Below are 23215 nucleotides of genomic sequence, written 5' to 3'. Positions count from 1 at the left end.
GTACCGTGGCGGCGTCACCAGCTTCGGGAGGAATCGCCGTGGCCTATCCAGACGACCTGCTCGGCGACGACGAGCACGTCGTGATCCACAAGCACCCGCACTGGAAGATGCTGTTCTGGCCGATCGTGATCTTCCTGATCACCGTCGCCGCCGGCGCCTACCTCGCGGCGCTGGTCAGCAACCAGAGCTGGCATCTCTACGCCTGGATCGCGATCGGGGCGATCGCCCTCATCGTGATCATCTGGATCCTGCTCGGCCCGCTCATCCGCTGGCGGACCACGCACTTCGTGCTCACCACCCACCGGGTGATGGTGCGCGAGGGCGTGCTCACCCGCACCGGCATCGACATCCCGATGTCCCGGATCAACAGCGTGCAGTTCCGGCACGGCCTGCTGGACCGGCTGGTCGGCGCGGGCACGCTGATCATCGAGTCGGCCTCGGACGAGCCGCTGGAGTTCGACGACATCCCCCAGGTGGAGTACGTGCACTCGCTGCTCTACCGGGAGATCAACGACGACCCGAGCGACGACTTCCATCCGGGCCACAGCCGGGGCGAGCGGTGACGGCCCGGTCGGTCGGCCTGCCCAGCACGGTGCGCGGCGAGGGCCTGCCGGAGCGGGTGACGATCTGGGAGGTCGGCGCGCGCGACGGCCTGCAGAACGAGTCGTCCGTGGTCGACGTGGCCGTGAAGCTGGAGTTCCTGGACCGGCTGGCCGACGCCGGCCTGTCGGTGCTGGAGGCGACCAGCTTCGTGCACCCGAAGTGGGTGCCGCAGCTGGCCGACGCCGAGCAGCTGCTGGCCGGCCTCCAGCAACGTGAGGGCGTCTCGTATCCGGTGCTGGTGCCCAACGAGCGCGGCCTCGACCGCGCTCTCGCGGCCGGCGTCCGGCACATCGCGATCTTCGGCAGCGCCACCGAGACCTTCGCGTCCAAGAACCTCAACCGCACCCTGGACGAGCAGTTCGCCATGTTCGACCCGGTCGTCGCCCGGGCCCGCAAGGAGGGCCTGGACGTCCGGGCGTACGTGTCGATGTGCTTCGGCGACCCCTGGGAGGGGCACGTCGAGCCGGCCCAGGTGGTGTCGGTCGGAACCCGGCTGCTGGACATGGGCTGCTCGCAGCTGTCGCTGGGCGACACCATCGGCGTCGCCACGCCGGGGCAGGTCGAGGCGGTCGTCGGCGGCTTCCCGACCACCGACAACCTGGCCGTGCACTTCCACGACACCTACGGGCAGGCGCTGTCCAACACCCTGGCCGCGCTGCGTTGCGGCGTGACCACAGTGGACTCCTCGGCCGGCGGCCTCGGCGGCTGCCCGTACGCCGAGTCGGCGACCGGCAACCTCGCCACCGAGGACCTGGTGTGGATGCTGGACGGCCTGGGCATCGAGCACGGGGTCGACCTGGACAAGCTGGTCGGCACCAGCGCGTGGATGGCCGAGCGGCTGGGGCGGCCGAGCCCGTCCCGGGTCGTGCGGGCACTGGCCGGATGAGTGCTGGCACCGGCCTCGACGTCACCGTCGTCGCCCTGACCGAGGAGAACTGGCCCGCGCTGCAGGAGCTGCTCGGGCCGCAGGGCGGCGCCAGCGGCTGCTGGTGCATGTGGTTCCGGCGCACGGCCAACGACTTCAAACGCAACAAGGGCGAGCCCAACCGGGAAGCGTTGGGGGAGCTCGTCAGCGCCGGCGAGCCCGTCGGGCTGCTGGCCCTGGACGCCGGCGGCAGGGCTGTCGGCTGGGCCGCCGTCGCGCCCCGCCTGGCGCACATCCGGCTGGACCGGTCCGCCGTCGCCGCGCCGCCCGATCCCCGTGAGGACCTGTCGGACGTGTGGTCGGTGACGTGCTTCTTCGTCGTCGCCACGGCCCGCGGCACCGGCGTCACCCGCTCGCTGCTCGACGCCGCCGTGACGTACGCGGCCGAGAACGGGGCCCGGTGCATCGAGGGTTACCCGACAGACACCGAGGGGGAGCGCAAGCAGGTCAGCACCCTCTACCACGGGACACTGTCGATGTTCCTCGACGCCGGCTTCGAGCTCATCGGCCGCCGCGGCATCAAACGGGCCCTGGTGCGCCGAGAACTCCGGTGATCGTCGCCTACGTCGACTCGTTACCCGTGCTCGTGTGGCGTTTCGACCCACCCCGGCTGACCATCTCCTCCGCGCCCTTCGGCGGCGGCGTCGGGGAGCGCGGCTGGGTGCTCAACGCGACCGTGCCGGACGGCTACGACCGCCTCGACCCCGACCAGCACGTCGCCGAGATCGCGGCCGAGCTCCGGCTGACCGGGCCCGGGACCGGCCTGCTGACCGCCGTCGACGTGCGCAAGGTCGTCTCCGTGACCGAACGCGGCGTGACCGCCGAGGTCACCACCGGGGTCAGCGTGCCGACCTGGGCCGGCGCGCCCGATGTCGCCGGGGAGCGCATCGGCACCATCAACGCCGTGTGCCGGCTGCCGGTCCGGTTGGGTCCGGCGGCGCTGGTGAACGCCGTCGCCACCGTCACGGAAGCCAAGTCCCAGGCCCTTTTCGAGGCCGGCGTCGACGGCACCGGCACCGCCACCGACGCGATCGTCCTGCTGTGCCCCACTTCCGGGCCCGCCGAACCGTATGGTGGGCCCCGGTCACGGATCGGTTCCGCGCTGGCCCGTGTCGTGCACGAGGCCGTCAGCTCAGGCTTACGTTGAACATCGTGCACACCGCGGCGTCGGCCAGCGCCTTGTAGGCGGCCGTCAGTTGCGGCTCGGCGTCGAACTCGCTGAAGAACTCCGTCGACATCAACACCGATGCAGTGCGGTCCCCGGCCGCGTCGGTGAAGTTGGCGCTGAGATAGCCCGGGAGCCCGCCGTCGTGATGCCACACCGTGCCGCACGGCGTCTTCAGGGTGTCGATGCCCAGCCCGTAGCCCGGGCCGTCCGGCTGGTCCGGGAACACCGGCACCGTGTCACGCATCTGCGCCAACTGCTTGGGCGGCAACAGCTTTCCGCCCATCAACGCGTGGTAGAAACGCGACCAGTCCTCGGCGTTCGACACGATCGCCCCGGCCGCGCCGCCCCAGCTCGGGCTGCTGCCCGACACGTCCACATGGCCGTCACGCCTGGGGCCGGCCAGATCCCGGAACTCGGGCGGCACCTCCTGCGGCATGTGCGCGGCATCCGGTTCGTAGCCGTGGACGTGCGGGCCGAACCACGTTGCGTCGTCAGCGAAGTAGGTGTGCGAGAGGCCCAGCGGCCGGGCGATGCGGTCCCGCACCAGGTCGGCCAGCGTGCGCCCGGTGACCCGCTCCAGCACCGCGCCGATCGCCGCGTAGTTCGTGTTGCTGTACTCCCACTTGGTGCCCGGCGGGAACTTCGGCGGGTTCGACACCCCGATGGCCAGCAGCTCCTCCGACGTCCACCGGTGCGGGTCCCTGCCCAGCACCGACGGCAGCAGCCGCTCGTCGTTCGTGTAGTCGAACAGCCCGCTGGTGTGCTGCAACAGCATCTTCAGCGTGATCGCGCCGCCGTCGGGCACCTGGCCCGGCAACCACTTCTCCACCGGGTCGGTCAACGCGAGCCGGTCGGCCGCCACCAGTTGCAGCACCAGCGTCGACATCATGGTCTTGGTGTTGGAGCCCATCCGGAAGCCGTCGTCCGCGTCCAGCCGATGGTCCCGCTTCGTCCAGTCAGCCTGCTCCGCGATCTCCACCGGCCGCCCGTGCCCGTCGTCCACGCGCACGATCACCCCCGGCGCCCCCGCCTTGAGCAACTCGTCGGCCAGCCGCTGGAGTTGGGACTGCTCCGGCGGACACAGCACCGTGCCCGCCGCCACCGCCACCGCCGTGACCAGATGCAGCCAACGCATGGGCGCTCCCCCTAGAGCTGTCGTGGACATCCGTGTCGAACGCAATCACGTGACCACGACCGGCTCAAGCACCAACGGGTGCCCGTCAGGGCCGGGTGGCGAACATGCCCGTGAACGTGGACCGCAGCACCGGCTGCCCGTCGCGGTCGCCCTGGGCGCGGATCTCCACCAAGCCCAGATTGGGCCGGCTCCTGGACAGCCGAGCGGACAGCACTTCCAGCGAGAAGTCCAGTTTGTCGCCGGGGAAAACCGGGGCCGGCCACAGCAGGTCCTTGCCGCCGGGCGAGCCCTGCGAGGTGGAGTCGGCCAGCACGTGGTCCACGTACGCGCGCATCCACAGGCTCATGGTGAACCAGCCGGAGGCGCACAGGCCGCCCAGCACGGAGTTCCTGCCGGCCTCTTCGTCCAGGTGGAACGGCTGCGGGTCGAAGCGGGCGGCGAAGGCCAGCATCTCGTCCTTGTCGACGACGGCGCTGCCGAGCTCGATCACACGGCCGGTGGGAAGGTCCTCATAGGCGATCACTGCTCATTCCTACCCGATGGAGTGGAACCGAACGGGGCGAACGGGCGTCCGAAGCACTGACGTGCTCACCAGCGTGGAGGGATCGGCGTGCCAGTTGACCACCAGGGCGAAGTCGACCAGCTGATGGCCGACTACCGGCGCAGTCGAGAGCAGTTGGTAGCGGTGCAGCGGGGCATGGCCGCCATCCGCGAAACCGCGACCAGCCATGACGAACTGGTCACGGTCACGGTCGGGCCCAGAGGCACGCTGATCGACCTGGTCATCGACGAACAGGCCTACCGGCGGCTGCGGCCGTCGGAGCTGGCCGAGCTGATCGTGCGCACCACCGACGTCGCGGTCGCGGGGGCGACCAAGCGCATGCACGAGCAGCTGGCCCCGGTGCTGCCGGCCGATGCCGACCCGGAGGCCGTGCTGTCCGGTCGGGCCGACGTCAGCGAGTCGGAGTTGGCGCAGGAGCCGGAGCGGCCCGTGCGAAAGTCTCGTGAGGACGACAGCTTCGAGAACCGCAACTGGCTGAGCGACGGGAGCCACACGTGAACACCGGCGGTTTCAGCACCGACGTCGACCGCGTCCTGGACCGGGCCGGGCAGCTCGACGGCCTGTCCGGCACCGCGCAGTCGATCTTCACCGAGCTGTCCGACGCGCTGGCCGCGGCCGGCGAGTGCTGGGGGAGCGACCAGGTCGGGCAGAGCTTCGCCCGCGGCTACACCGAGGCCGCCGAGGCGACGTTCGAGCTGGTCAAGGCGTTCCCGGGGCAGCTGACGGACGTCGGCGGGCGGCTGACCGAGCACGCGCACATCCACCGGGCGGTCGACACGGCCATCGCCACCGGACGTTCGGACTGAGGGGACTCAACCAGTCATGGGGATCACCCTGCCGGCCGACCTGGCCGAGATCGCCGGGCAGGTCGGCGTGCAGTGGCCGCAGGCCGACGAGACGGCGATGCGCGCCGCCGCCCAGGCCTGGCGCACCGCGGCCACCAAGCTGACGACGCTGGCCAAGGACGCCGACCGGACCGCCAGCGACGCGTTCGGGGCGATGAGCGGCCAGGCCGCGGACGCCGCCGACGACTTCTGGGGCAAGTTCGTGCACGGCGAGAACGCCAAGTTCACGCAGGCCGTGAAGGGCTGTCTGGCTGCCGCCGACCGGCTGGAGCAGGCCGCGCAGAAGATCGGCGCGGCCAAGGTGGACATCGTCCGCAAGCTGACGGCCGTGTCGCAGCACGCCGGGGCGGCCAACGCCGCGCCCGGTGACGTGTCGAAGGCCGGCCTGAACACGCTGCTGTCCGGGGCCGGGGCGGACATCAACGGCATTCTCGGCACCCTGACCTCCGACGTGAATCCCGCCGTTCTGGCGGCGCCCGTGGTGTCGGCCGACGCTCCGGCGGCCCTCACCGGCAAGGACAAGACGGTCGGGCCGGACGGCGGCCTGCTGGGGTTGTCCGCCGGGCTGCCGGACGTCGACTCGATCACGCCGGGCGTCCAGGTCGACCCGTCGCAGGTGCAGTACGACCCGTCGACCGGTCACTATGTCGACAAAACCACCGGCAACGTGATCGACCCGAAGACCGGTCTGCCGATGCTGCCGGGATCGGCCGACGACTCGCCGACCGGGCAGTTCCCGATCAAGACCGGACAGTTCCCGGTCAACACCGGGCCGGCCGGGGCGCCGCCGCCGGACAACTCGGCCGCGCCGACCGGGCCCGTGCCGCGGCACGTCATCGACGCCGCCACGCCTGCTCCGAACTATGGCGGCGGGTACTCGCCGCCGCCCGTCTACTCGGATCCCACGCCGACCGGCCCGGTGCACGTGCCGCCGCCGCACACGCCGCAGGGGACGACCGTGCAGTCCGCCGCCGCGCCCGTCTACTCCCCGCCGCCGGTGCCCGAGGCGCCCGCCTACCAGCCGCCGTCTACCGGTGGCGGGGGCGGTTATTGGACGCCGCCGGCCGCGGACAACTCGCCGAGCATCGGCTCGGGGCCGGCACAGAGTGCGCCGCCGCCGGGGATGCCGGTGACCCGAGGGACCGTGCCGCCGGCCTTCGGTCAGCCCGGCGTTCCCGGGGCTCCGGGGCAGCCCGCGGTGATCCAGCCCGGCGCTCCCGGTGGTGCTGTTCCGGGCGGTCCGGTGGCTGGCGGGCCTGCTGCCGGGGGTTCGGTCGCCGGCGGCGCTGGGGGTGCCGCCGGTGGTGTTGTCGCTGGTCAGCCCGGCGCCGGCCAGTCCGGCGCCGGTGCTGGCTATGCGCAGCAGCCCGGAAACGCCGCCGGGGCCGCTGCCGTCGTGAACACGACGCGGCGTCCCGGCGACGTCTCCGGCGTCTACATCGACGACCATCGCGCCGCGGCCGCGGCCGTGATCAAGCCCGTGGTGAGGAAGCCGACCGTCGCGCCCGGGCTGTTCCTGGTCTACATGTTCCCCATCGGGCACATGCCCACGCCGAGCTCACGGCCCGCGCGCCAGCTGCCGCCGCCGGCGGCCGAGGTCGACTACGCCGCCGGCCTGCGGTTCCCGCCGCACGACCACCCCGATTCCGGACTCATCCAGGCCCTCGGCTCGACGCGTGCCGACGCGCCCGAACCGCGTGACGGCGACGAGCTGGCCGAGGGCTACGACCCCCTCGGCGGTGAGAACGAACGCGACTGGGACCGCCGGTTCCTCGTCCGTGCCGGCGCCGAGGACCGCCGCGCCGAGTACGCGTGGCCGCCCGGCGAGCTGTTCCCCGAGGGCGGCTGCGACGCCGGCGAGGCCGTGGTGCTCGAACCCGGCGTGGTCATCGATCGCTTCGGCACGCCCGAGGGCCGCGTCTTCGGCGCCGAGGGCACCCCGTTCACCCAGCGCTCGCTGCCGCCCGAGCACCTCGACGCCGGCTACCGCCGGTACCGGGTGCTCGCCCCGCTGCCCATATGGCAGACCATCAGCGCCGCCTGGTTCGGCCAGACCGGCGGCGGCGTCCGCTACCGGTCCGTCTATCCCGCCGCCGACCTCGTCGCGCTGGGCTTTCTGGAGGCTGTCGCATGAACGTCGAGTCGATCACCACGTGGCTCGAGACCGTCGGCGTGCCGGCCGAGGTGATCTCCGTCGGCACCGAGGCCGACAACGCCTGGTGCCTGCTGCGCGAGGAGCCCGTCGGCGAGGACAACGCCGTCACCTGGGAGGTGTTCTGGCGTGAGCAGGGCAATCGCTACGACTGGGCCCGCTTCACCAACGAGCAGGTGGCGTGCCACTACCTGTTCGGCCGCCTGACCTGGGCCCAGGTCGCCCGAGGCGCCGTCGGCGTGCTGCCGGCCGTGGCCGAGGCGGCGCCCGCTGTTGAGCAGGCGCCGCCCACTCCGGCCTAGCGGGTCAGCAGCCGCAGCGCGTCGTCGTGCAGAACGCCGTTCGTGCTGAGCGCCGAGCCGGCCGAATAGTCCGGCTTGCCCGTCAGATCCGTGAAGCGGCCGCCCGCCTCGGTGACCAGGATCTGCGCGAACGCCACGTCCCACGGATTGACGATGGCCTCCGCGGCGACGTCCATCACGCCCTCGGCGACCAGGCAGTGCGACCAGAAGTCGCCGAACGCCCGGCTCTCCCAGCAGGCGTCGGCCAGCCGCAGATAGGCCTCCCGCGAGTGGTATTTCGTCCACGCGCCGAGGTCCGTCGTCGTCAGATAGGCGTCGGCCAGGTCCGACACGCCCGAGACGGAGATCTTTCGCGGCTCGGCCAGCGGGTCCGACGTCCACGCGCCCTCGCCCGCCGCCGCCCACCAGCGGCGGCCCAGCGCCGGCGCGCTGCACAGGCCGACCTGCGGCAGGCCGTCCACCACCAGCGCGATCAGCGTGCCCCAGACCGGCACCCCGCGCAGGAAGTTCTTGGTGCCGTCGATCGGGTCCAGCACCCACGTCCGCCCAGGTCCGGCGCTGCCGCCGCGCTCCTCGCCCAGGATCGCGTCGTCCGGGCGCTCGGTGGCGAGCAGCTCCCGCACCGCGTCCTCGACGGCGATATCCGCGTCGGTCACCGGCGTTCGGTCCGGTTTGCGCTCTACGCGCAGGTCCCGAGCCCGGAACCGGGACAGTGTTATCGCATCGGCCGCATCCGCCAGGCGCAAGGCCAGCGCCAAGTCAGCACCAAAGGTTGACACGGGTTGGATGTTGTCACGCCTAGGCTGAGCGCGTGAGCGTGGTACTGCTGGCCGAGGACGATCCGGCGATCGCCGATCCGCTGTCGCGTGCCCTCAACCGCGAGGGTTACGCCGTGCACGTCGTCGGGGACGGGCCGGCCGCGCTGGACGCGGCCACCGCCGGCGGCGTGGACCTGCTCGTGCTGGACTTGGGGCTGCCCGGCATGGACGGGCTGGAGGTGTGCCGGAGACTGCGTGCCGGCGGCCGCAGCGTGCCGGTGCTGATGCTGACCGCCCGGGCCGACGAGGTCGACTTCGTGGTCGGGCTCGACGCCGGCGCCGACGACTACGTGGCCAAGCCGTTCCGGCTGGCCGAGCTGCTGGCCCGGATCCGGGCCCTGCTGCGCCGCCGCGCCCCCGGCACCGTCGAGGTCAACGGCGTGCGCATGGACCTGGCCGCCCGGCGGGTCACCGTGGACGGGCGTGAGCTCCAGCTGGCCAACAAGGAGTTCGAGCTGCTGCGGGTGCTCATGCAGCACGCCGGCCAGGTCGTGACCAGGGAGGACATTCTCTCCGACGTCTGGAGCGGGCCCGAGCTGAAGAGCAGCAAGACCCTCGACATGCACATGTCGTGGCTGCGCCGGAAGCTGGGCGACGGCTCGCCCAAGGCCGCCGAGCGCCGGATCGCCACCGTGCGCGGCGTCGGGTTCCGCTTCAACTCCGAGTAGCCGCATGCGCAAGAAGATCCTCCAGGCGATCCTGCTCGCGGTCGCCGTCACCGGGCTCGCGCTGGGCGGCCCGCTGGTCTACACGACCGTGCTGCTCGTCGAGGGCAACGCGCGGGCCCAGGTGCAGGAGAACGCCGCCCGCGTCGCCGACCTGCTCGACGAGCAGTGGGCCAAGTCGCGGGCGTTCGACCTCAAGGCGATCGAGATCGCCGTGCAGAAACAGGCCTACGTGCAGCTGACCGGCCCCGACGGCAAGGTCAGCACCCTGCGCTCGCCCATCAGCGGCGGCCAGATCTCCGCGTCCTCCAGCATCGTGCCGGCCGGCACCGTCGAACTGTCCATCTCGGACAGCGACATGCGCAGCACCCAGCTCAGCGAGGGCGGGCTGGTGCTGCTGCTGCTCGTGCTGTCCGTCAGCATCGGCACCGTCGTCGCCACCCTCACCGCCCGGCGACTCGCCGAGCCCCTCCAGCACGTCGCCGAGCGGGCAACCCGCCTCGGCGCCGGCGACTTCCGCCCCGACGCCCGCCGCCACGGCGTGCAGGAGCTCGACGCCCTCGCCGAGGCCCTCGACACCTCCGCTGCCGCCCTCGCGCAGCTCGTCACCCGTGAGCGTGAACTCGTCGGCGACGTCTCCCACCAGCTGCGCAGCCGGCTCACCGCCCTCCAGCTGCGGTTGGAGGCCCTGGCCATGCACCCCGACCAGGAGACCGCCGCCGAGGCCGGCGCCGCACTTGAGCAGGCCGACCGCTTGGCCGAGGTCCTCGACGAGCTCCTCGCCGCTGCCCGCGCCGCCCGTGCCCTTGGCGCCGAGCCCCTCGACCTCGCCACCGAGCTGCCCACCATCGTCGAGGAGTGGCGTCAGCGCCTCCGGGCCGACGGCCGCTTCCTGCGCATGAAGGTGCCCGACACCCTCGTCGTCCGGGCCACCCCCGCCCGCCTGCGCGAGGCCATCGGCGTCCTGCTCGACAACGCCCTCCAGCACGGCGGCGGCACCGTCACCCTCACCGCCCGCACCGGCGAGGGCACCGCCGTCATCGAGGTCACCGACAACGGCTCCGGCGTCCCCGACGAGCTCGCCAGCCACATCTTCGAACGCGGCGTCTCCGGCCACGGCTCCACCGGCGTCGGCCTCGCCCTCGCCCGCGCCCTCGTCGACGCCGACGGCGGCCGCATGCAGCTGGCCACCCCCCGCCCCGCCACCTTCCTGATCTTCCTCCCCGTCCCCAAACCCGACGACGTCCTGGCCGGCGTAGGTTGGCGCGCCGACCCCGGCCCCCGCTGACACCCCCGCGAGTCCCGCTCTCCGGCACACCGAAATGCGGTTTCGGGCAGGGCCTTGAGCACATTGGCCCGAAAGATGTTGTCGGTTACTCCGTTTAGCCTCATCGGGTGTCCGTTGCCCTGACCGCGTTCGCGGACGAGTCCTTCCAGGAGGACCCCGTCCACGGCTTCTACGTCCTCGCCGCCGCCGTCTTCCCGCCGCCGATTCACGATGAGGTGCGCGAGGTCATGCTGGAACTGCGTGGCTCTCGCAAGACCCACAAGCTGCACTGGAACGAGATGGATCCCCGGCAGCAGGAGGACTCCGCCAAGCGCCTGGCCTCGGTGGACGGCTTCCACGTCGTCACGGTCGGCACGCCGGTTCCGCAGCGGCGGCAGGAGCGCGCCCGCGCGGCCTGTCTGACGCGGCTGGTGGTCGAGTTGCACAGCCTGGGCGTGGACCGGTTGCTCATGGAGGCGCGGGAACGCGAACTCAATCGACGCGACGTCCGCACGGTCGCCGGCGCCAGGTACGCACTACCCGCGACGGCGGATTTCCGGGTCGACCACGAGTTCGCCGCGAATGAGCCACTGCTGTGGGCGGCGGATGTGGTGGCCGGCGTGGTGCGCAGCCACCGCCTCGGCGCGCAGGCTCCGCACGCCCTGTTGGAGGGGTGTCTCTATGAGATCGCCATCGACACCGGGTGCGGACATGCGTAGAGCCAGGCTCCCGGTCTGCCCCAGGTCACCTGGCTCTGCGTCTCGCCCGACGCCCAAGACGTCGAACTCCCACCGACAGACTACCCCAAACGCCCTAGTCCTTCACCAGCCGAGGGCGGGCGTTGGCGTCGGGGAAGACGAACTTCTTGAAGGCCCACCAGCGGAAGGCCATGGCCAGCAGGGTGCCGACGATCTGGGCGCTGACGAAGTCGGCGACCTGGACGCCGAAGGGGGTGAGGTGGTTGTGGTCGAGCAGCAGGACGTAGCGGGACACCCACAGGGGCACCGAGTTGAGGGCCACGCCGACGCCGCTGACCAGGAAGAACAGGGCGGCCTCGTGCGGGCGTTCGCGGCCGCCGCGGGTGCGGAAGGACCACTCGCGGTTGAGGATGTACGACACGATGGTGGCGATCAGCGTGGCGATGATCTTCGCGGTGACCGGGTGGGTCGCCAGGACGGTGGTCTTGAGCCCCAGGAAGATCGCCGTGTCGATGACAAAGCAGGTGCCGCCGACCACGGCGAACTTCACCAGCTCGCGGTGCTTGAGCGCGAAGGACCGGAACGGCTCCGGCACGCGCCTGATGAGGGTTTCGCCTAGGGACACGTCGCCGAGTGTAGGGACGAAAACCGCAGGTGTCCGCCCGAGGGCCGGCTAGGCCACCTGCGACGACCGGCCGTCCTCGTCGTCCTTGACGGCACGCAGGTGCGCGACGCCGCCGCCCCGCTCGGGGCGCACGTCGGCGTCGGGGAAGACGAACTTCTTCAGCGCCCACCAGCGGAACACCATGGCCAGCAGGGTGCCGACGATGGAGCCGAAGAAGAAGTCGGACAGCTCCTGCACCGGCAGGCTGACGGCCGGCGCCTGGAGCCCGAACACGTAGCGGGAGACCAGGGTCGGCATCAGGTTGATGCCCACGCAGATGGCGCTGACCAGGAAGAACAGGGCGGCCTCGTGGGCTCCCTCACGTCCGCCGCGGGTCTGGAAGGACCACTCGCGGCTCAGCACGTACGACACGATCGTGGCGACCACGATGCCGATGGCCTGCGCGGTGATCGGCTTGGTGTCCAGCACGGTCAGCTTGAGGCCGTACCAGACCACGTTGGTGATGACGAACGTGGTGCCGCCGACGATGGCGAAGCGCACCATCTCGCGGTGCTTGACGATCAACGCGCGCAGAGGCGCCGGGAAGAACCTGAACACGAACCGCACGACGGACGACACGACCGCAGTGTACGAACAGCCGCCTGAGAGGGTTCATCCGGTCACCCTCAGTGCCCGATTGAGGCCGTTTGGGCAGGCTGTCGGCGTGCTGTCGGACCCGTCCGTCAGCAGTACGGCCACCGTGGGTCGAGCAGCGGCAGACACAGCCCGGGATCGCTGCGCGGAGGCGGCGGCGTGCTGGATGACGGGCTCGTCGTCTCCGGCGGCGGCGTGGTGGTCGTCGTCTGAGGCGGCGGCACGGTGGTCTGAGACGGCGGCGGCGACGGCTTGGTCGTCTGCGTGGGCGGCTTGGTGGTCGTCGGCGACTTGGTGGTCGTCGTCGGGATCGTCGGCAGCGTCATGGACGTCGTCGGCGTCACCGGGTTGCCCGGCGGCAGCGGCACCGGCGGCAGTTCGCCACCGGGGTCGCAGTTCAGCGGCACGCTGATCACCTTGTGCGCGCTGCCCAGCGACGCGGCGATCCCCAGGGCGTCGTCGCGGTGGTGCCAGCGGAACACCCACACGCTGAACCGCGTGGTCTGCCCCCGCGCCAGGTCGAACCGGCAGTTGATCTGCTCGCCGTCCTGCTTGCACGGAGCGAGCGTGAACAGCCAGCCGTCCGTCGGCGCGTTCACGGTCACGGTGGCGGCGCCGGCGTGCGTGCTCCGGTTGGTCACGGACACGTCCACCCGCGGCGACCAGAAGTCGTGGTGCCACACCTGCGCCGTGAGGTCCAGGTCGTCGAGCTGACGGACCTGCACGACCACGTCGGTGAGCTGGATGGCCATGCCGGTGCCGGCCATGATCGAGCCGGTGATCTGGCCGCCGGTGGCGTCCAGCCCGGCGCTGAGCTGGAACCGGAAGGTCACGGTCTCGCCCGGCGCCAGCCCGGCGGCCGTGGCGCAGCTGATGGTGCCGGTGCCGCCGGTGCAGCTGATGGACTGCCTGCCGTCGGCGGCGAGCAGGTCCCTGGCCGCGAACGACTGCGGGCCGCCGGGCGCGGCGGTGACGCCGGGCGGCAGGTTCAGCGTCGCTGTGACCGGGTCGGACGGCCCGTTGCCGTTGTTGGTCACGGTGACCGGCAGCTCGACGGACGGCCCGCCCGGCACGAGGCTGATCGGCTGCCCCGGGACGGACGGAACCAGGTCCGCCTTCGGTGCGGGAGTCGTCGTGGTCGGCGGCGGAACAACCGGAGGCGGCGACGACGGGCTGCTTGGCGTCGTCGAGGACGGCGGCGGCGACGTGGCCGACGACGGCGGCGGAGGCGGCGGCTGCTGAGTCGGTGAGACCGGCGCGGTCGTCGCGGTCGGGGGAGACACCGGCGGCGGCGAGGCGGTGGCGATGGTGGGCGTGCTCTGCCCCGACGTCAACGCCAGCACGACAACCGCGACCAGCGCGGCGGCGGAGGCCCCGACGCCGATCATCTGACGCGGCACGGAGCTCGCAGCACCGGCAGCGCCGCCCGCACCAGCAGCGCCGGCGCCGGCGGCGAGCACGGTCGCGGCCTTTGCCGTGGAGGCCCCGATGGTGGCGAGGTAGCCGGCGGCGCCGACGCCCAGCACCAGCGGCGCGATGACCGCGCGCAGGGCGCCGTTCACATCGGCCAGCTCGGCGGCGAGGGCACGGCACCGCTCGCACTCGTCCAGGTGCGTCTCCACCTGGGCCGTCTCACGCTTCGACAGGCCGCCACGCGTCCACGCGCCGAGGCGGTCGACGGTCGCGCGGCACCGGTCGGCGGTGCTCTCCGCGAGGTGAACCTGGAGGTACGCCTGTCGCAGGCCCTCACGCGCCCGGTACGCCAGCGCGGATACGCCGTTCGCGGTCAGCCCCAGCAGCGGGGCGACGTCCGCGGGCGACATGCCCTCGATCTCGGTGTGCCACAGCACGGCCTGCCAGCGCTCCGGCAGCCGGGCGAACGCCTTCGCGGCGAGCGAGCGCTCCAGCCCGGACACCGCGGTGTCCTTGAACTGCACGCTGATGGCCTCGGGGCTGGCCACCGTGGTGACGTCCTCGGCCAGCTCCAGCTTGCGGTCCCGCCGCGTCTTGTCGTACGCCGTGTGCCGCAGGGCGGTCAGCAGGTAGGCGCGAAACGCCGAGTCGGGACCGCGGCCGTCTCGCAGCGTGTCCAGCACCTTGGCGAACGCCTCGGCCACCAGATCGTCCGCTTCGGCGGTCGAACGGGTGAGCTGGCGGGCCAGGTTGTAGGCGGCGCCGACGTGCCGCTCGTACAGCGAGCCGTACGCCTGCGTGTTCCCGCTGCGGACCGAGTCGATCAGTTCCGCGTCGCTGGGACCAGGCACATTCAGAGGAGCTGTTGCCACCGGTCCCCGCCTCCATCCCTGCTGAGGGGACACAGTGTGACGGAATCCCGGGCCCGACGTCACGCCGGCAACCAATTCGGGTGAGGGGAACCGCGTCATGCCCCGGTTCGCGGACCGTCACAACATCGGGTCGACTCCTCGACCCGTCCGGAGTAGAGAGGAGCGCAGCGAGTGGTTGCGCGTTCTGCTGCCTCGTCACTGATCGGCCGAGACGATCACCGTGACGCGCTGTGCACACTACGGTCCCGGTGGCGCTCCGCGAGCCTGGCATCCGGGTGGCCGTTCCCGAGCGACTGGGCGTTGGCCGAGGTCGACGAGGTGTGCGCGGCGGTGGTGACCGGGGCCGACCTGATCGAGGTCGCGCCGGCGCTCGGCCGGGCCCGGGCCAAGTCCGGGGCCGGTCTGGACGAGACGCTGCTCGACCTGGCCGCGCTGCACGCCGTGCTCACGTCCAAGGAGGCGTTGGTCTCTCCGGACCCCGACGCCACCCCGTCCAAGCTGCTCCGGGCGACCGCGCTCGGTTGGGCCGACGCCGCCGCCGACCAGCTCGGCACCCGCGAGGCCGTCGACGCCATGACCGGCATGACCACCACTTGCTACCTGCGCACCCGCCTCGGCGAGGTCTACCGCGACGACGCCGCCGACGACCACGTGCTGCTCCTGGTCGGCCTCGACCTGTCCGCCGTCGAGGGCTGGACCCGGTCGGTGGCGATGGTGCTGGTGGCCCAGGTGCTGCGCGAGGTCTTCCCCGGCGGCGAGACCGTGTCGCTGATCGGCCCCTCGGTGGCGGGTGTGCTGGCCCGTCGCGACGGGCGGATGAACACCCGCTTGGCCAGAGTGCGCTGGTTACTGGCCCGAAGACTGTCCGTAGACCCGCACCTGCACGAGGTCGGAACCCCCAGCGTGTGGCCGGAGATGCTGCCCGAGTGCCATCTCGAGGCCGGTGAGCTGCTCGCCCACCTGGGCGGCTGAAAGCCCCCGCGCGACCGGACGTCAAGCTCCCTGTCACGTCCGGTCGCGTGGTCCCTGGCACCTCCCCGACCCGGCTCGGCCCCCGGCCGAGCCGGGTTTTCTGCGCGCCCAAGCGTGTTAGTGTGGTAGTCGAGTGACACAATATCGGGCACGAGGGGATGCGACGTGGTCGAGTTCCGGGTGGACCGGGGCAGTGGCCTGCCGGCGTACCTCCAGATCGCGCAGCAGGTGCGTGAGGCGCTGCGGCTGGGCTGGCTGGCGCCGGGCGACCGGCTGCCCGCGGTCCGCGAGGTGGTCGCCACCAGCGGGGTGAACCCGAACACGGTGCTCAAGGCGTATCGCGAGCTGGAGTTCGCCGGGCTGGTGGAGGCCCGGCAGGGCGCCGGCACATTCGTCAAGGCCGGCCTGGGCACGGGCGACCGCGAGGCGCTCGGCCGGCTCTACGAGGAGCTGGCCGAGTGGCTGAGCCGGGCCCGACAGGCCGGGTTGGAGGACGAGGACGTGTACGCGCTGCTGCGTACCGCTCTGGACCCGGACAGGGAGAGGGAATGACCGACGGCCTCGCGCTGGCCGCCCACGGGCTTGGCCAGCGCTACCGCGCCACATGGGCGCTGCGGGACTGCTCGTTCGAGCTGCCCGAGGGGCGGGTGGCGGCGCTGGTCGGCACCAACGGCGCCGGCAAGACGACGCTGCTCACCATGATCGCCGGGCTGCTCCGGCCGACCGAGGGCGAGGTGCGGCTGCCCCTCGGTGGCCGCGTCGCGTTCGTGGCGCAGGACAAGCCGCTCTACCGCAACTTCACGCCGCTGGACATGCTTCGCCTCGGCGCCAAGCTGAATCGCCAGTGGGACCAGGGGCGCGCGATCGACTGGCTGACCCGCTTCGACGTGCCGCCGGGCCGGCCGTGCGGCAAGTTGTCCGGCGGGCAGCAGGCGCAGGTGGCGTTCGCGGTGGCGGTCGGCTCGCGGCCCTCGCTGCTGGTGCTGGACGAGCCACTGTCCGATCTGGACCCGTTGGCCCGTCGCGCCGTCATCAACGAGCTGCTGACCGAGGTCGCGGACACCGGCATGACGATGGTGATGTCCACGCACGTGGTGGCCGAGCTCAGCGGCGTCGCCGATCACCTGCTGCTGCTCGCGGACGGCGCGCTGCTGATGTCCGGCGACGTCGACGACCTGCTGGCCGAGCATCGCGTGTACACCGGGCCGCGGTCGCCGGAACCGCCGGTGCCGGGCCGGATCGTGCAGGCCAGCCACGCCGGCGGCCAGTCCACGTTCGTGCTGCAGGGCGACGCGCCCGTGGACGAGCCGTGGACGGTTCGGCCGGCCACGCTGGAGGAAGTGGTGCTGGCCCGGCTGTCAGCCGGCTGGACGGTGGCGGCATGACCTGGCTGACGTGGCGGATCGAGCGCGTCAAGGTGCTCGTCGGCGCGGCGCTGGTGCTGATCGCCGCGGCCGTGCTGCTGACCCTGAACGTCAACGGCCCGGGCACCATGACCGGGGCGCGGGTGGCCCTCACGCTCGGCCCGCCGGCCTTTGCCGTTGTGGTGGCGGTGTTCTGGGGCGCTCCGCTGGTGGCGCGTGAATACGAGCAACGCACACACCTTGTGCTGTGGTCCCGAGATCGCCCGGCGACGCGGTGGTTGGCGTTGCGCGTGGCACACCTGCTGCTGCCGATAGTGGTGCTCACGTTCGTCGTGAACGTGGTGGCGCGGCTGACGCTGGATCGCATGCGTGGCACGGCAATCCAGGCCACGCCCGATTACGACCTGTGGCTGCCGTTGCAGTTGGCCACCGTGATCGCCGGGTTCGCGCTCGGGGTGCTCGTCGGCGTGTTGACGCGGAACGTGGTGCTGTCGATGGGAATCACGCTCGTCGGCTACGCCGCGCTGCGGCTGTACGTCGGCGTGATCGCCCGGCCCCATCTGCTGCCGCCGCTGCGGCTGCTCGACAAGGTGCGGCCGCTGGACGCGATGTTCGTGGCGGGCGGATACCTCGACCGTGACGGCAATGAGCTGGCGGCGTCGGCCGTGCAGTCAGTGTGCGTCGGTGAGCATCCGGTGATCGCCGCGCAGGACCAGTGCCTGGTGGCGCACGGCATCGTGCGCTCGTTCGTCGACATCCAGCCGGCGAACCGGCTCACCGACCTGCGGCTCGTCGAGTTCGGCGGCTACGCGGTGCTCGCCGCGGCGCTGCTGGCGGCGGCCTGGCTGGTGCTGCGCCGACGGGAGACCAGCCGATGACCTGGCTCACCTGGCGTCAGCACCGGGCCGCGCTGATCGGCGCGGCGGTGTTCGTGGTCGCGCTGGGGCTGCTGATGATCACGTTCTGGTCGTCCGTGCAGGAGCTCAACGCCGCATGCGGTGAGCACGACTGCTGGATCGGCGTGGCCGGCGCGCTCGGTGGCCAGTTGGGGCACATCGACAGCGTGCTCACCTACGGGCCGCCGGTGCTGGCCGGGCTGGTCGCCGTGTTCTGGGGCGCGCCGATGCTCTCCCGCGAGTACGAGCAGCGCACCTATCTCGTCGCGTGGGGCCAGGACGTGTCGCCCGAGCGGTGGCTCGGCAGCCGCGCCGCGCTGCTCACCGGGGCGACGCTGCTGCTGGCCGTGCCGCTCGCGGCGGTCAGCTGGCTGCTGGTCGGGGCCATGCGGGTGAGCGGCGTGTGGGGCAACGTCGGCCCGTACCAGACGCTTGAGCTGTGGCCGCCGATCCAGGTCATGCACGCGCTGTTCGGGCTGGCCCTGGGCGCGGCGGTCGGCGTGCTGCTGCGCCGGACGCTGCTGGCCATGGGCACCACGCTGGCCCTGTTCGTGGTGGTCCGGCTGGCCATCGCCACCACGGTGCTGCGTTGGCTGCCGGCGGAGCGGATGGTCATGGGCATCGGGGACGCCGCGGCCCTGCCGTCCGGCGCGGGTCAGGTGTCGAACGGCTACCTGGACGCCGCCGGCAACCCGATCACGCCGTCCGTGGTCTGCGGCGATCAGCAGTGCCTGACCGAGCACGGCGTGCAGCACAGCTACGTCGACTACCAGCCGTTCGACCGGCTCGGCGCGCTCAAGTGGGCGGAGGTGATCGCCTACGCGGTGCTGACCCTCGGACTGGCCGGACTGGCCTGGGCACGAGTGCGCCGCACCACACGGGTAGGCTGACGACCCCGTGGACTCTCGCACCGGTCTCCCCGTCGTCGGCATGGTGGGCGGCGGCCAGCTCGCCAGGATGACGCACCAAGCCGCGATCCCGCTCGGCCAGGCACTGCGTGTGCTCTCGGTCACCGCGGACGAACCGGCCCCGCTGGTCACGCCGGACGTCATGCTCGGCCATCACACGGACCTCCAAGCGCTCCGCGAGTTCGCCAAGGGCTGCGACGTGCTCACCTTCGACCACGAGCACGTGCCGACCGAGCACCTGCGCGTCCTGGTGGCCGAGGGCGTCAAGGTGTTTCCGGGGCCGGACGCCCTGGTGCACGCCCAGGACAAGCTGGTGATGCGCCGCAAGCTGGCCGAGCTGGAGCTGCCGATCCCGCCGTTCGCCGAGGTCAACTCGGTCGGCGACGTGCTGAGCTTCGGCGCGGCGCACGGCTGGCCGTGCGTGCTCAAGGCGGCGCGCGGCGGCTACGACGGCCGGGGCGTGTGGATGCTCAACCAGCCGCAGAGTGCCCACAACGTGGTGCCCGAGCTGCTGGAGGCCGGCACGCCGCTGCTGGTCGAGCAGTGCGTGCCGATGCGGCGGGAGTTCGCCGCGCTGGTCGCCCGCTCCCCGTTCGGGCAGGGCGCGACCTGGCCGCTGGTGCAGACCGTGCAGTCCGACGGCATCTGCGTCGAGGTGCTGGCCCCCGCGCCGGACGTGCCGGTCGAGGAGTCCGAGGTCGCCCAGGAGCTGGCCCTGCGCATCGCCGACGCGCTCGGCGTGGTCGGCGTGCTGGCCGTCGAGCTGTTCGACACCCGTGACGGCGTGCTCGTCAACGAGCTGGCGATGCGCCCGCACAACTCCGGGCACTGGACCATCGAGGGCGCGCGGACCTCGCAGTTCGAGCAGCACCTGCGGGCCGTGCTGGACTACCCGCTGGGCGCGACCGACAACGTCGCCCCGGCCGTGGTGATGGCCAACGTGCTGGGCGCGGCCGCCGCCCCCAAGATGGGCGTGGACGAGCGGCTGCACCACCTGTTCGCGCGGTTCCGGGACGTGCACGTCCACATGTACGGGAAGGCCGAGCGGCCGGGCCGCAAGGTCGGGCACGTGACCGTGCTCGGCGACGACATGACCGAGTGCCGGCGGCGGGCCACGCTGGCCGCCGGCTGGCTGGCCGAGGCCGAGTGGGCCGACGGGTACGACATCCACGGAGGTAAGTAGCGGTGGCGCTGGTTGGCGTGATCATGGGCAGCGACTCGGACTGGCCCGTCATGGAGGCCGCGACGCAGGCGCTGGCCGAGTTCGACGTGCCCTACGAGGTCAGCGTCGTGTCCGCGCACCGGACGCCGCAGCGCATGCTCGACTACGCCCGCGACGCCGCGGGCCGTGGTCTCCGGGTGGTCATCGCCGGCGCCGGCGGCGCCGCGCACCTGCCCGGCATGGTCGCCTCCGCGACCGTGCTGCCGGTGATCGGCGTGCCCGTGCCGCTGAAGTACCTCGATGGGATGGACTCGCTGCTGTCCATCGTGCAGATGCCGGCCGGAGTGCCCGTGGCCACCGTGTCCGTGGGCGGCGCGCGCAACGCCGGCCTGCTCGCGGTGCGGATCCTGGCCGCCGCCGACCCCGCGCTGCAGGCCCGGATGGCCAGGTTCCAGGCCGACCTGGAGCAGCTCGTGCTGGAGAAGGACGACGCGCTGCGACGCAAGGCACAGGCGCAGCTAGGTGAATGACCGCTAACATGCCTGTCAGCAACGTTGCTACTCGTTGGTAACAGGAGGCGTGCGGTGAACCCCGACTTCGGCACCTACCAGTTGGCCGAGGAGCACGAGGAGCTGCGACAGGCGATCCGTGCCCTGGCGGACAAGGAGATCGCGCCGTTCGCGGCCGAGGTCGACGACCAGGAGCGGTTCCCGCGCGAGGCGCTCGGCGCCCTGGTCAAGTCCGGCTTCGCCGCCGTGCACGTGCCCGAGGAGTACGACGGGCAGGGCGCCGACTCGGTCGCCACCTGCATCGTCATCGAGGAGGTCGCCCGCGTCTGCGCCTCGTCCTCGCTGATCCCGGCCGTGAACAAGCTCGGCACCATGCCGATCATCCTGGCCGCGTCCGACGAGCTCAAGCGCCAGGTGCTGCCCTCGATCGCCAGCGGCGAGGCCATGGCCTCCTACGCGCTGAGCGAGCGGGAGGCCGGCAGCGACACGGCGTCCATGAAGACCCGGGCCCGGCTCGACGGCGACCACTGGGTGCTCAACGGCACCAAGTGCTGGATCACCAACGCCGGCGAGTCCACCTGGTACACCGTCATGGCCGTGACCGACCCCGACGCCGCCAAGCCGTCCAACGGCATCTCGGCCTTCGTCGTGCACAAGGACGACCCCGGCTTCTCGGTCGGCACCAAGGAGCGCAAGCTCGGCATCAAGGGCTCGCCCACGCGGGAGATCTACTTCGAGGACTGCTCCATTCCCGCCGACCGGATCATCGGCGAGCCCGGCACCGGCCTCAAGACCGCGCTGCGGACCCTCGACCACACCCGTCCCACCATCGGCGCCCAGGCCGTCGGCATCGCCCAGGGCGCGCTTGAGGCCGCCATCGGCTATGTCAAGGAGCGCAAGCAGTTCGGCAAGGCCATCGGCGACTTCCAGGGTGTGCAGTTCATGCTGGCCGACATGGCGATGAAGATCGAGGCCGCCCGGCACATGGTCTACGTCGCCGCGGCCAAGGCCGAGCGGGGCGAGCCCAACATCGGCTTCATCACCGCCGCCGCCAAGTGCTACGCCTCCGACGTCGCCATGGAGGTCACCACCGACGCCGTCCAGCTCTTCGGCGGCGCCGGCTACACCCGTGACTTCCCGGTCGAGCGCATGATGCGCGACGCCAAGATCACCCAGATCTACGAGGGCACCAACCAGATCCAGCGCGTCGTCATGTCCCGCGCCCTCCTGCGCGGCTGACCCACCCGTTCGTGGCGCCTGCCCGGTCCCGGACGGCCGGGCGGGCGTCGCTTCACCGCTCACACGGGCCGACGCACTGTGGACCGACGCCGCAGCAACCTCCCGGATTACGTCGACGCGAGGGCACATGTGGTGCGGGAGTCCGGGTGTGCGACGTCGACGACGAAGGACCTGCTGCCGCACATCACGACGGCGCTTGTTGAGCCGGGCCGTCCGGGGCTGACGACGGGCCGAGTGCCTCGGGCGGCGGCCCAGACGGCCTAGCTGTCGGGGCGTCCGGTGTCGGGGTGCCTGGTGGCTGCGGCCCGGGTGGTGGCAGGGGCGGCGGGCCAGTCGGGCTAGGTGTCGGGGCGCCTGGTGGTTTCGTCTGGCCGAGTGGTACGCGGACCCAAGTTGGGGGCGGCTGCATCCGGCCGAGTGGCCGTGGCGCTGTGGCGCCCGGCGCTGGGGTTGGGCGGCCTGGCCCGAACAGGTTGTGCAACAGGGAAGTGTCCTCGTCCAACACGGCCAGTTCGAGGCGTTGGCCGCCGTCGTTGAGTACGACGATGCTCATCGGCATCGTGGTGTACAGGCCGTGGTCGGGGGTGGCGGCGTACTGGGCGAGGAAGCTGGTGGTGGCGGGCACCAGGGTGATGGGCACGCCGCGTTTGAGGCGGGCACGCCACACAGCCTGGGTGGACGAGATCGTGAGCATGCCGTGGGACCAGCTCGCGGATCTGATGGGACGGCGCAGTGCGCAGTGCATGCGCGCGCCCGCGCCGGTGACGAACCGCACCTGGCGGCGCCGGGCGCGGCGGCGCTCCAGGCGAGTGGCGAGCAGGTCGCCGATCAGGCTGCCCAAACAGCCGCCGATCATCTCGTCCAGCATGGCTCGATGGTAGGTACGAGTCGCCATTGACGGGGCGTTTCGGAGAATTCGAGCCGCTCGGTGTTCACTCAGCGCGCCCTTGAAGGTTCATCAGAGTCATCGGCTGAACGTTGCAAGGGTGGCGACGACGCTGGTGTCCTGGCTACGAGGGGTCGTCACCAACTCGTAAGGAGTCCACTGTGGAACACGGGCGCAACATCGCCGGACTGCTGGCCCGCGTCGCCGTCGGAATCGTGCTGATCATGCACGGCTGGCAGAAGTTCTTCGACTACGGCATCGCCGGCACCAGCGCCAGCTTCGTCAAGATGGGAGTGCCGCTGCCGAGCGTCTCGGCGGTCTTCGCGGCGACGGTGGAGCTGGTCGGCGGTGCGGCGCTGATCGTCGGCATCGCGCTGCCGGTGGTGGGCCTGCTCATCGCCATCGACATGGCCGGGGCGTACATCTTCGGCACGTCGGGCGCGCTGATCGCGCCGGGCGGCGGCCAGCTGGAGCTGGTGCTGCTGGTGGGCGGCCTGCTGGCCGGCTTCGCGGGCGGCGCCTACAGCCTGGACCGGTTCTTGTTCCGTGCCAAGGAGAAGGACGCCGTCACGCTGGAGCCGGCCGCGGCCTGACCG

The 23215-nt window shown here is 71.8% G+C and carries 27 protein-coding genes; 20 read left to right on the top strand and 7 right to left on the bottom strand.

Translation table 11 applies throughout. The features are described from left to right. Positions 1 to 38: 38 nt before the first annotated feature. From AB0M73_RS25625 to AB0M73_RS25610, 4 genes are read left to right on the top strand one after another with little or no spacing between them, the layout of a single operon-like run. Positions 39 to 563 carry a PH domain-containing protein gene (locus tag AB0M73_RS25625; RefSeq protein ID WP_363894985.1) on the top strand — a complete coding sequence of 175 codons (525 nt, stop codon included), beginning with the start codon at positions 39 to 41 and terminating at the stop codon, positions 561 to 563. Beyond that, positions 560 to 1489 (top strand): hydroxymethylglutaryl-CoA lyase, encoded by a 930-nt coding sequence (locus tag AB0M73_RS25620; protein WP_363894982.1) that lies wholly within the window; start codon positions 560 to 562, stop codon positions 1487 to 1489. The genes AB0M73_RS25625 and AB0M73_RS25620 overlap by 4 nt, the downstream gene beginning before the upstream one ends. Continuing rightward, the gene (locus AB0M73_RS25615; protein WP_363894979.1) at positions 1486 to 2082 is read left to right on the top strand and encodes a GNAT family N-acetyltransferase; all 597 of its coding nucleotides are present in this window, start codon (positions 1486 to 1488) and stop codon (positions 2080 to 2082) included. The genes AB0M73_RS25620 and AB0M73_RS25615 overlap by 4 nt, the downstream gene beginning before the upstream one ends. Further along, a complete protein-coding gene (locus tag AB0M73_RS25610; RefSeq protein WP_363894976.1) occupies positions 2079 to 2675 on the top strand; it encodes an adenosylcobinamide amidohydrolase in 597 nt (198 codons plus the stop codon). The genes AB0M73_RS25615 and AB0M73_RS25610 overlap by 4 nt, the downstream gene beginning before the upstream one ends. Here the strand turns inward: AB0M73_RS25610 and AB0M73_RS25605 are convergent. Both AB0M73_RS25605 and AB0M73_RS25600 read right to left on the bottom strand, forming a co-directional pair. Then, positions 2656 to 3831 carry a serine hydrolase domain-containing protein gene (locus tag AB0M73_RS25605; RefSeq protein ID WP_363894973.1) on the bottom strand — a complete coding sequence of 392 codons (1176 nt, stop codon included), beginning with the start codon at positions 3829 to 3831 and terminating at the stop codon, positions 2656 to 2658. The genes AB0M73_RS25610 and AB0M73_RS25605 overlap by 20 nt on opposite strands. A gap of 85 nt (positions 3832 to 3916) precedes the next feature. Further along, on the bottom strand, positions 3917 to 4354 hold the full coding sequence (locus tag AB0M73_RS25600) for a MaoC family dehydratase (protein WP_043721894.1): 438 nt from the start codon (positions 4352 to 4354) through the stop codon (positions 3917 to 3919). Between the two features lie 87 nt (positions 4355 to 4441). Between AB0M73_RS25600 and AB0M73_RS25595 the strand changes: the two genes are divergently transcribed. From AB0M73_RS25595 to AB0M73_RS25580, 4 genes are read left to right on the top strand one after another with little or no spacing between them, the layout of a single operon-like run. Next, positions 4442 to 4891 carry a YbaB/EbfC family nucleoid-associated protein gene (locus AB0M73_RS25595; RefSeq protein WP_363894969.1) on the top strand — a complete coding sequence of 150 codons (450 nt, stop codon included), beginning with the start codon at positions 4442 to 4444 and terminating at the stop codon, positions 4889 to 4891. Further along, entirely contained in the window at positions 4888 to 5199 is a 312-nt protein-coding gene (locus tag AB0M73_RS25590; protein WP_052395618.1) for a hypothetical protein, read from the top strand. The genes AB0M73_RS25595 and AB0M73_RS25590 overlap by 4 nt, the downstream gene beginning before the upstream one ends. Positions 5200 to 5215: 16 nt before the next feature. Next, positions 5216 to 7372 carry a glycohydrolase toxin TNT-related protein gene (locus tag AB0M73_RS25585; RefSeq protein ID WP_363894966.1) on the top strand — a complete coding sequence of 719 codons (2157 nt, stop codon included), beginning with the start codon at positions 5216 to 5218 and terminating at the stop codon, positions 7370 to 7372. Continuing rightward, positions 7369 to 7692, top strand: coding sequence for a hypothetical protein (locus tag AB0M73_RS25580; protein ID WP_363894963.1), 324 nt, complete (start codon positions 7369 to 7371; stop codon positions 7690 to 7692). Before AB0M73_RS25585 ends, AB0M73_RS25580 begins: the two co-directional genes overlap by 4 nt. Here the strand turns inward: AB0M73_RS25580 and hisN are convergent. Further along, positions 7689 to 8471, bottom strand: a complete 783-nt coding sequence (gene hisN / locus AB0M73_RS25575; RefSeq protein WP_363894960.1) for a histidinol-phosphatase — start codon at positions 8469 to 8471, stop codon at positions 7689 to 7691. The two genes, AB0M73_RS25580 and hisN, sit on opposite strands and share 4 nt — an antisense overlap. Before the next feature lie 32 nt (positions 8472 to 8503). Between hisN and AB0M73_RS25570 the strand changes: the two genes are divergently transcribed. The 3 genes from AB0M73_RS25570 (at position 8504) to AB0M73_RS25560 (ending at position 11161) form a co-directional block, all read left to right on the top strand. After that, the gene (locus AB0M73_RS25570) at positions 8504 to 9178 is read left to right on the top strand and encodes a response regulator transcription factor (RefSeq protein WP_043721904.1); all 675 of its coding nucleotides are present in this window, start codon (positions 8504 to 8506) and stop codon (positions 9176 to 9178) included. Between the two features lie 4 nt (positions 9179 to 9182). Further along, on the top strand, positions 9183 to 10463 hold the full coding sequence (locus tag AB0M73_RS25565; protein WP_363894956.1) for an ATP-binding protein: 1281 nt from the start codon (positions 9183 to 9185) through the stop codon (positions 10461 to 10463). A 107-nt stretch (positions 10464 to 10570) separates the two neighbouring features. After that, positions 10571 to 11161, top strand: coding sequence for a hypothetical protein (locus AB0M73_RS25560; protein ID WP_363894953.1), 591 nt, complete (start codon positions 10571 to 10573; stop codon positions 11159 to 11161). A 94-nt stretch (positions 11162 to 11255) separates the two neighbouring features. On the opposite strand, the gene AB0M73_RS25555 is transcribed toward AB0M73_RS25560, so the two are convergent. The 3 genes from AB0M73_RS25555 to AB0M73_RS25545 all read right to left on the bottom strand — a co-directional run bounded on the left by AB0M73_RS25555 (position 11256) and on the right by AB0M73_RS25545 (position 14662). Continuing rightward, the gene (locus tag AB0M73_RS25555; protein ID WP_052395621.1) at positions 11256 to 11765 is read right to left on the bottom strand and encodes a GtrA family protein; all 510 of its coding nucleotides are present in this window, start codon (positions 11763 to 11765) and stop codon (positions 11256 to 11258) included. Between the two features lie 48 nt (positions 11766 to 11813). Beyond that, positions 11814 to 12308, bottom strand: coding sequence for a GtrA family protein (locus tag AB0M73_RS25550; RefSeq protein ID WP_363895109.1), 495 nt, complete (start codon positions 12306 to 12308; stop codon positions 11814 to 11816). A 179-nt stretch (positions 12309 to 12487) separates the two neighbouring features. Continuing rightward, positions 12488 to 14662 (bottom strand): sigma-70 family RNA polymerase sigma factor, encoded by a 2175-nt coding sequence (locus AB0M73_RS25545; protein WP_363894949.1) that lies wholly within the window; start codon positions 14660 to 14662, stop codon positions 12488 to 12490. A gap of 321 nt (positions 14663 to 14983) precedes the next feature. On the opposite strand from AB0M73_RS25545, the gene AB0M73_RS25540 reads away from it, so the two are divergent. The 8 genes from AB0M73_RS25540 (at position 14984) to AB0M73_RS25505 (ending at position 21733) form a co-directional block, all read left to right on the top strand. Continuing rightward, entirely contained in the window at positions 14984 to 15655 is a 672-nt protein-coding gene (locus AB0M73_RS25540; RefSeq protein WP_363894947.1) for a GGDEF domain-containing protein, read from the top strand. 165 nt (positions 15656 to 15820) lie between these two features. After that, complete coding sequence (locus AB0M73_RS25535; protein ID WP_363894944.1) at positions 15821 to 16207, top strand: GntR family transcriptional regulator; 387 nt, start codon at positions 15821 to 15823, stop codon at positions 16205 to 16207. Continuing rightward, complete coding sequence (locus AB0M73_RS25530) at positions 16204 to 17040, top strand: ABC transporter ATP-binding protein (protein ID WP_363894941.1); 837 nt, start codon at positions 16204 to 16206, stop codon at positions 17038 to 17040. Before AB0M73_RS25535 ends, AB0M73_RS25530 begins: the two co-directional genes overlap by 4 nt. Then, positions 17037 to 17897: a hypothetical protein gene (locus tag AB0M73_RS25525; RefSeq protein WP_363894938.1), complete on the top strand. Its 861-nt coding sequence runs from the start codon at positions 17037 to 17039 to the stop codon at positions 17895 to 17897. The genes AB0M73_RS25530 and AB0M73_RS25525 overlap by 4 nt, the downstream gene beginning before the upstream one ends. Continuing rightward, complete coding sequence (locus AB0M73_RS25520; protein ID WP_363894935.1) at positions 17894 to 18805, top strand: hypothetical protein; 912 nt, start codon at positions 17894 to 17896, stop codon at positions 18803 to 18805. The genes AB0M73_RS25525 and AB0M73_RS25520 overlap by 4 nt, the downstream gene beginning before the upstream one ends. A gap of 7 nt (positions 18806 to 18812) precedes the next feature. Further along, entirely contained in the window at positions 18813 to 20006 is a 1194-nt protein-coding gene (locus tag AB0M73_RS25515) for a 5-(carboxyamino)imidazole ribonucleotide synthase (protein WP_363894932.1), read from the top strand. Positions 20007 to 20029: 23 nt separating this feature from the next. Further along, a complete protein-coding gene (gene purE, locus AB0M73_RS25510; RefSeq protein ID WP_043731280.1) occupies positions 20030 to 20515 on the top strand; it encodes a 5-(carboxyamino)imidazole ribonucleotide mutase in 486 nt (161 codons plus the stop codon). Positions 20516 to 20569: 54 nt separating this feature from the next. Beyond that, positions 20570 to 21733: an acyl-CoA dehydrogenase gene (locus tag AB0M73_RS25505; RefSeq protein WP_043721923.1), complete on the top strand. Its 1164-nt coding sequence runs from the start codon at positions 20570 to 20572 to the stop codon at positions 21731 to 21733. Between the two features lie 184 nt (positions 21734 to 21917). On the opposite strand, the gene AB0M73_RS25500 is transcribed toward AB0M73_RS25505, so the two are convergent. Further along, positions 21918 to 22601 (bottom strand): hypothetical protein, encoded by a 684-nt coding sequence (locus tag AB0M73_RS25500; protein ID WP_363894929.1) that lies wholly within the window; start codon positions 22599 to 22601, stop codon positions 21918 to 21920. A 179-nt stretch (positions 22602 to 22780) separates the two neighbouring features. Between AB0M73_RS25500 and AB0M73_RS25495 the strand changes: the two genes are divergently transcribed. Next, positions 22781 to 23212: a DoxX family protein gene (locus AB0M73_RS25495; protein ID WP_363894926.1), complete on the top strand. Its 432-nt coding sequence runs from the start codon at positions 22781 to 22783 to the stop codon at positions 23210 to 23212. The last annotated feature ends 3 nt before the right edge of the window (positions 23213 to 23215 follow it).

Source organism: Kutzneria sp. NPDC051319 (assembly GCF_040682195.1).
GTDB lineage: Bacteria > Actinomycetota > Actinomycetes > Mycobacteriales > Pseudonocardiaceae > Kutzneria.
The sequence above is the reverse complement of the archived record's forward strand: the minus strand, read 5'-3'. Positions and strand labels throughout refer to the sequence as shown.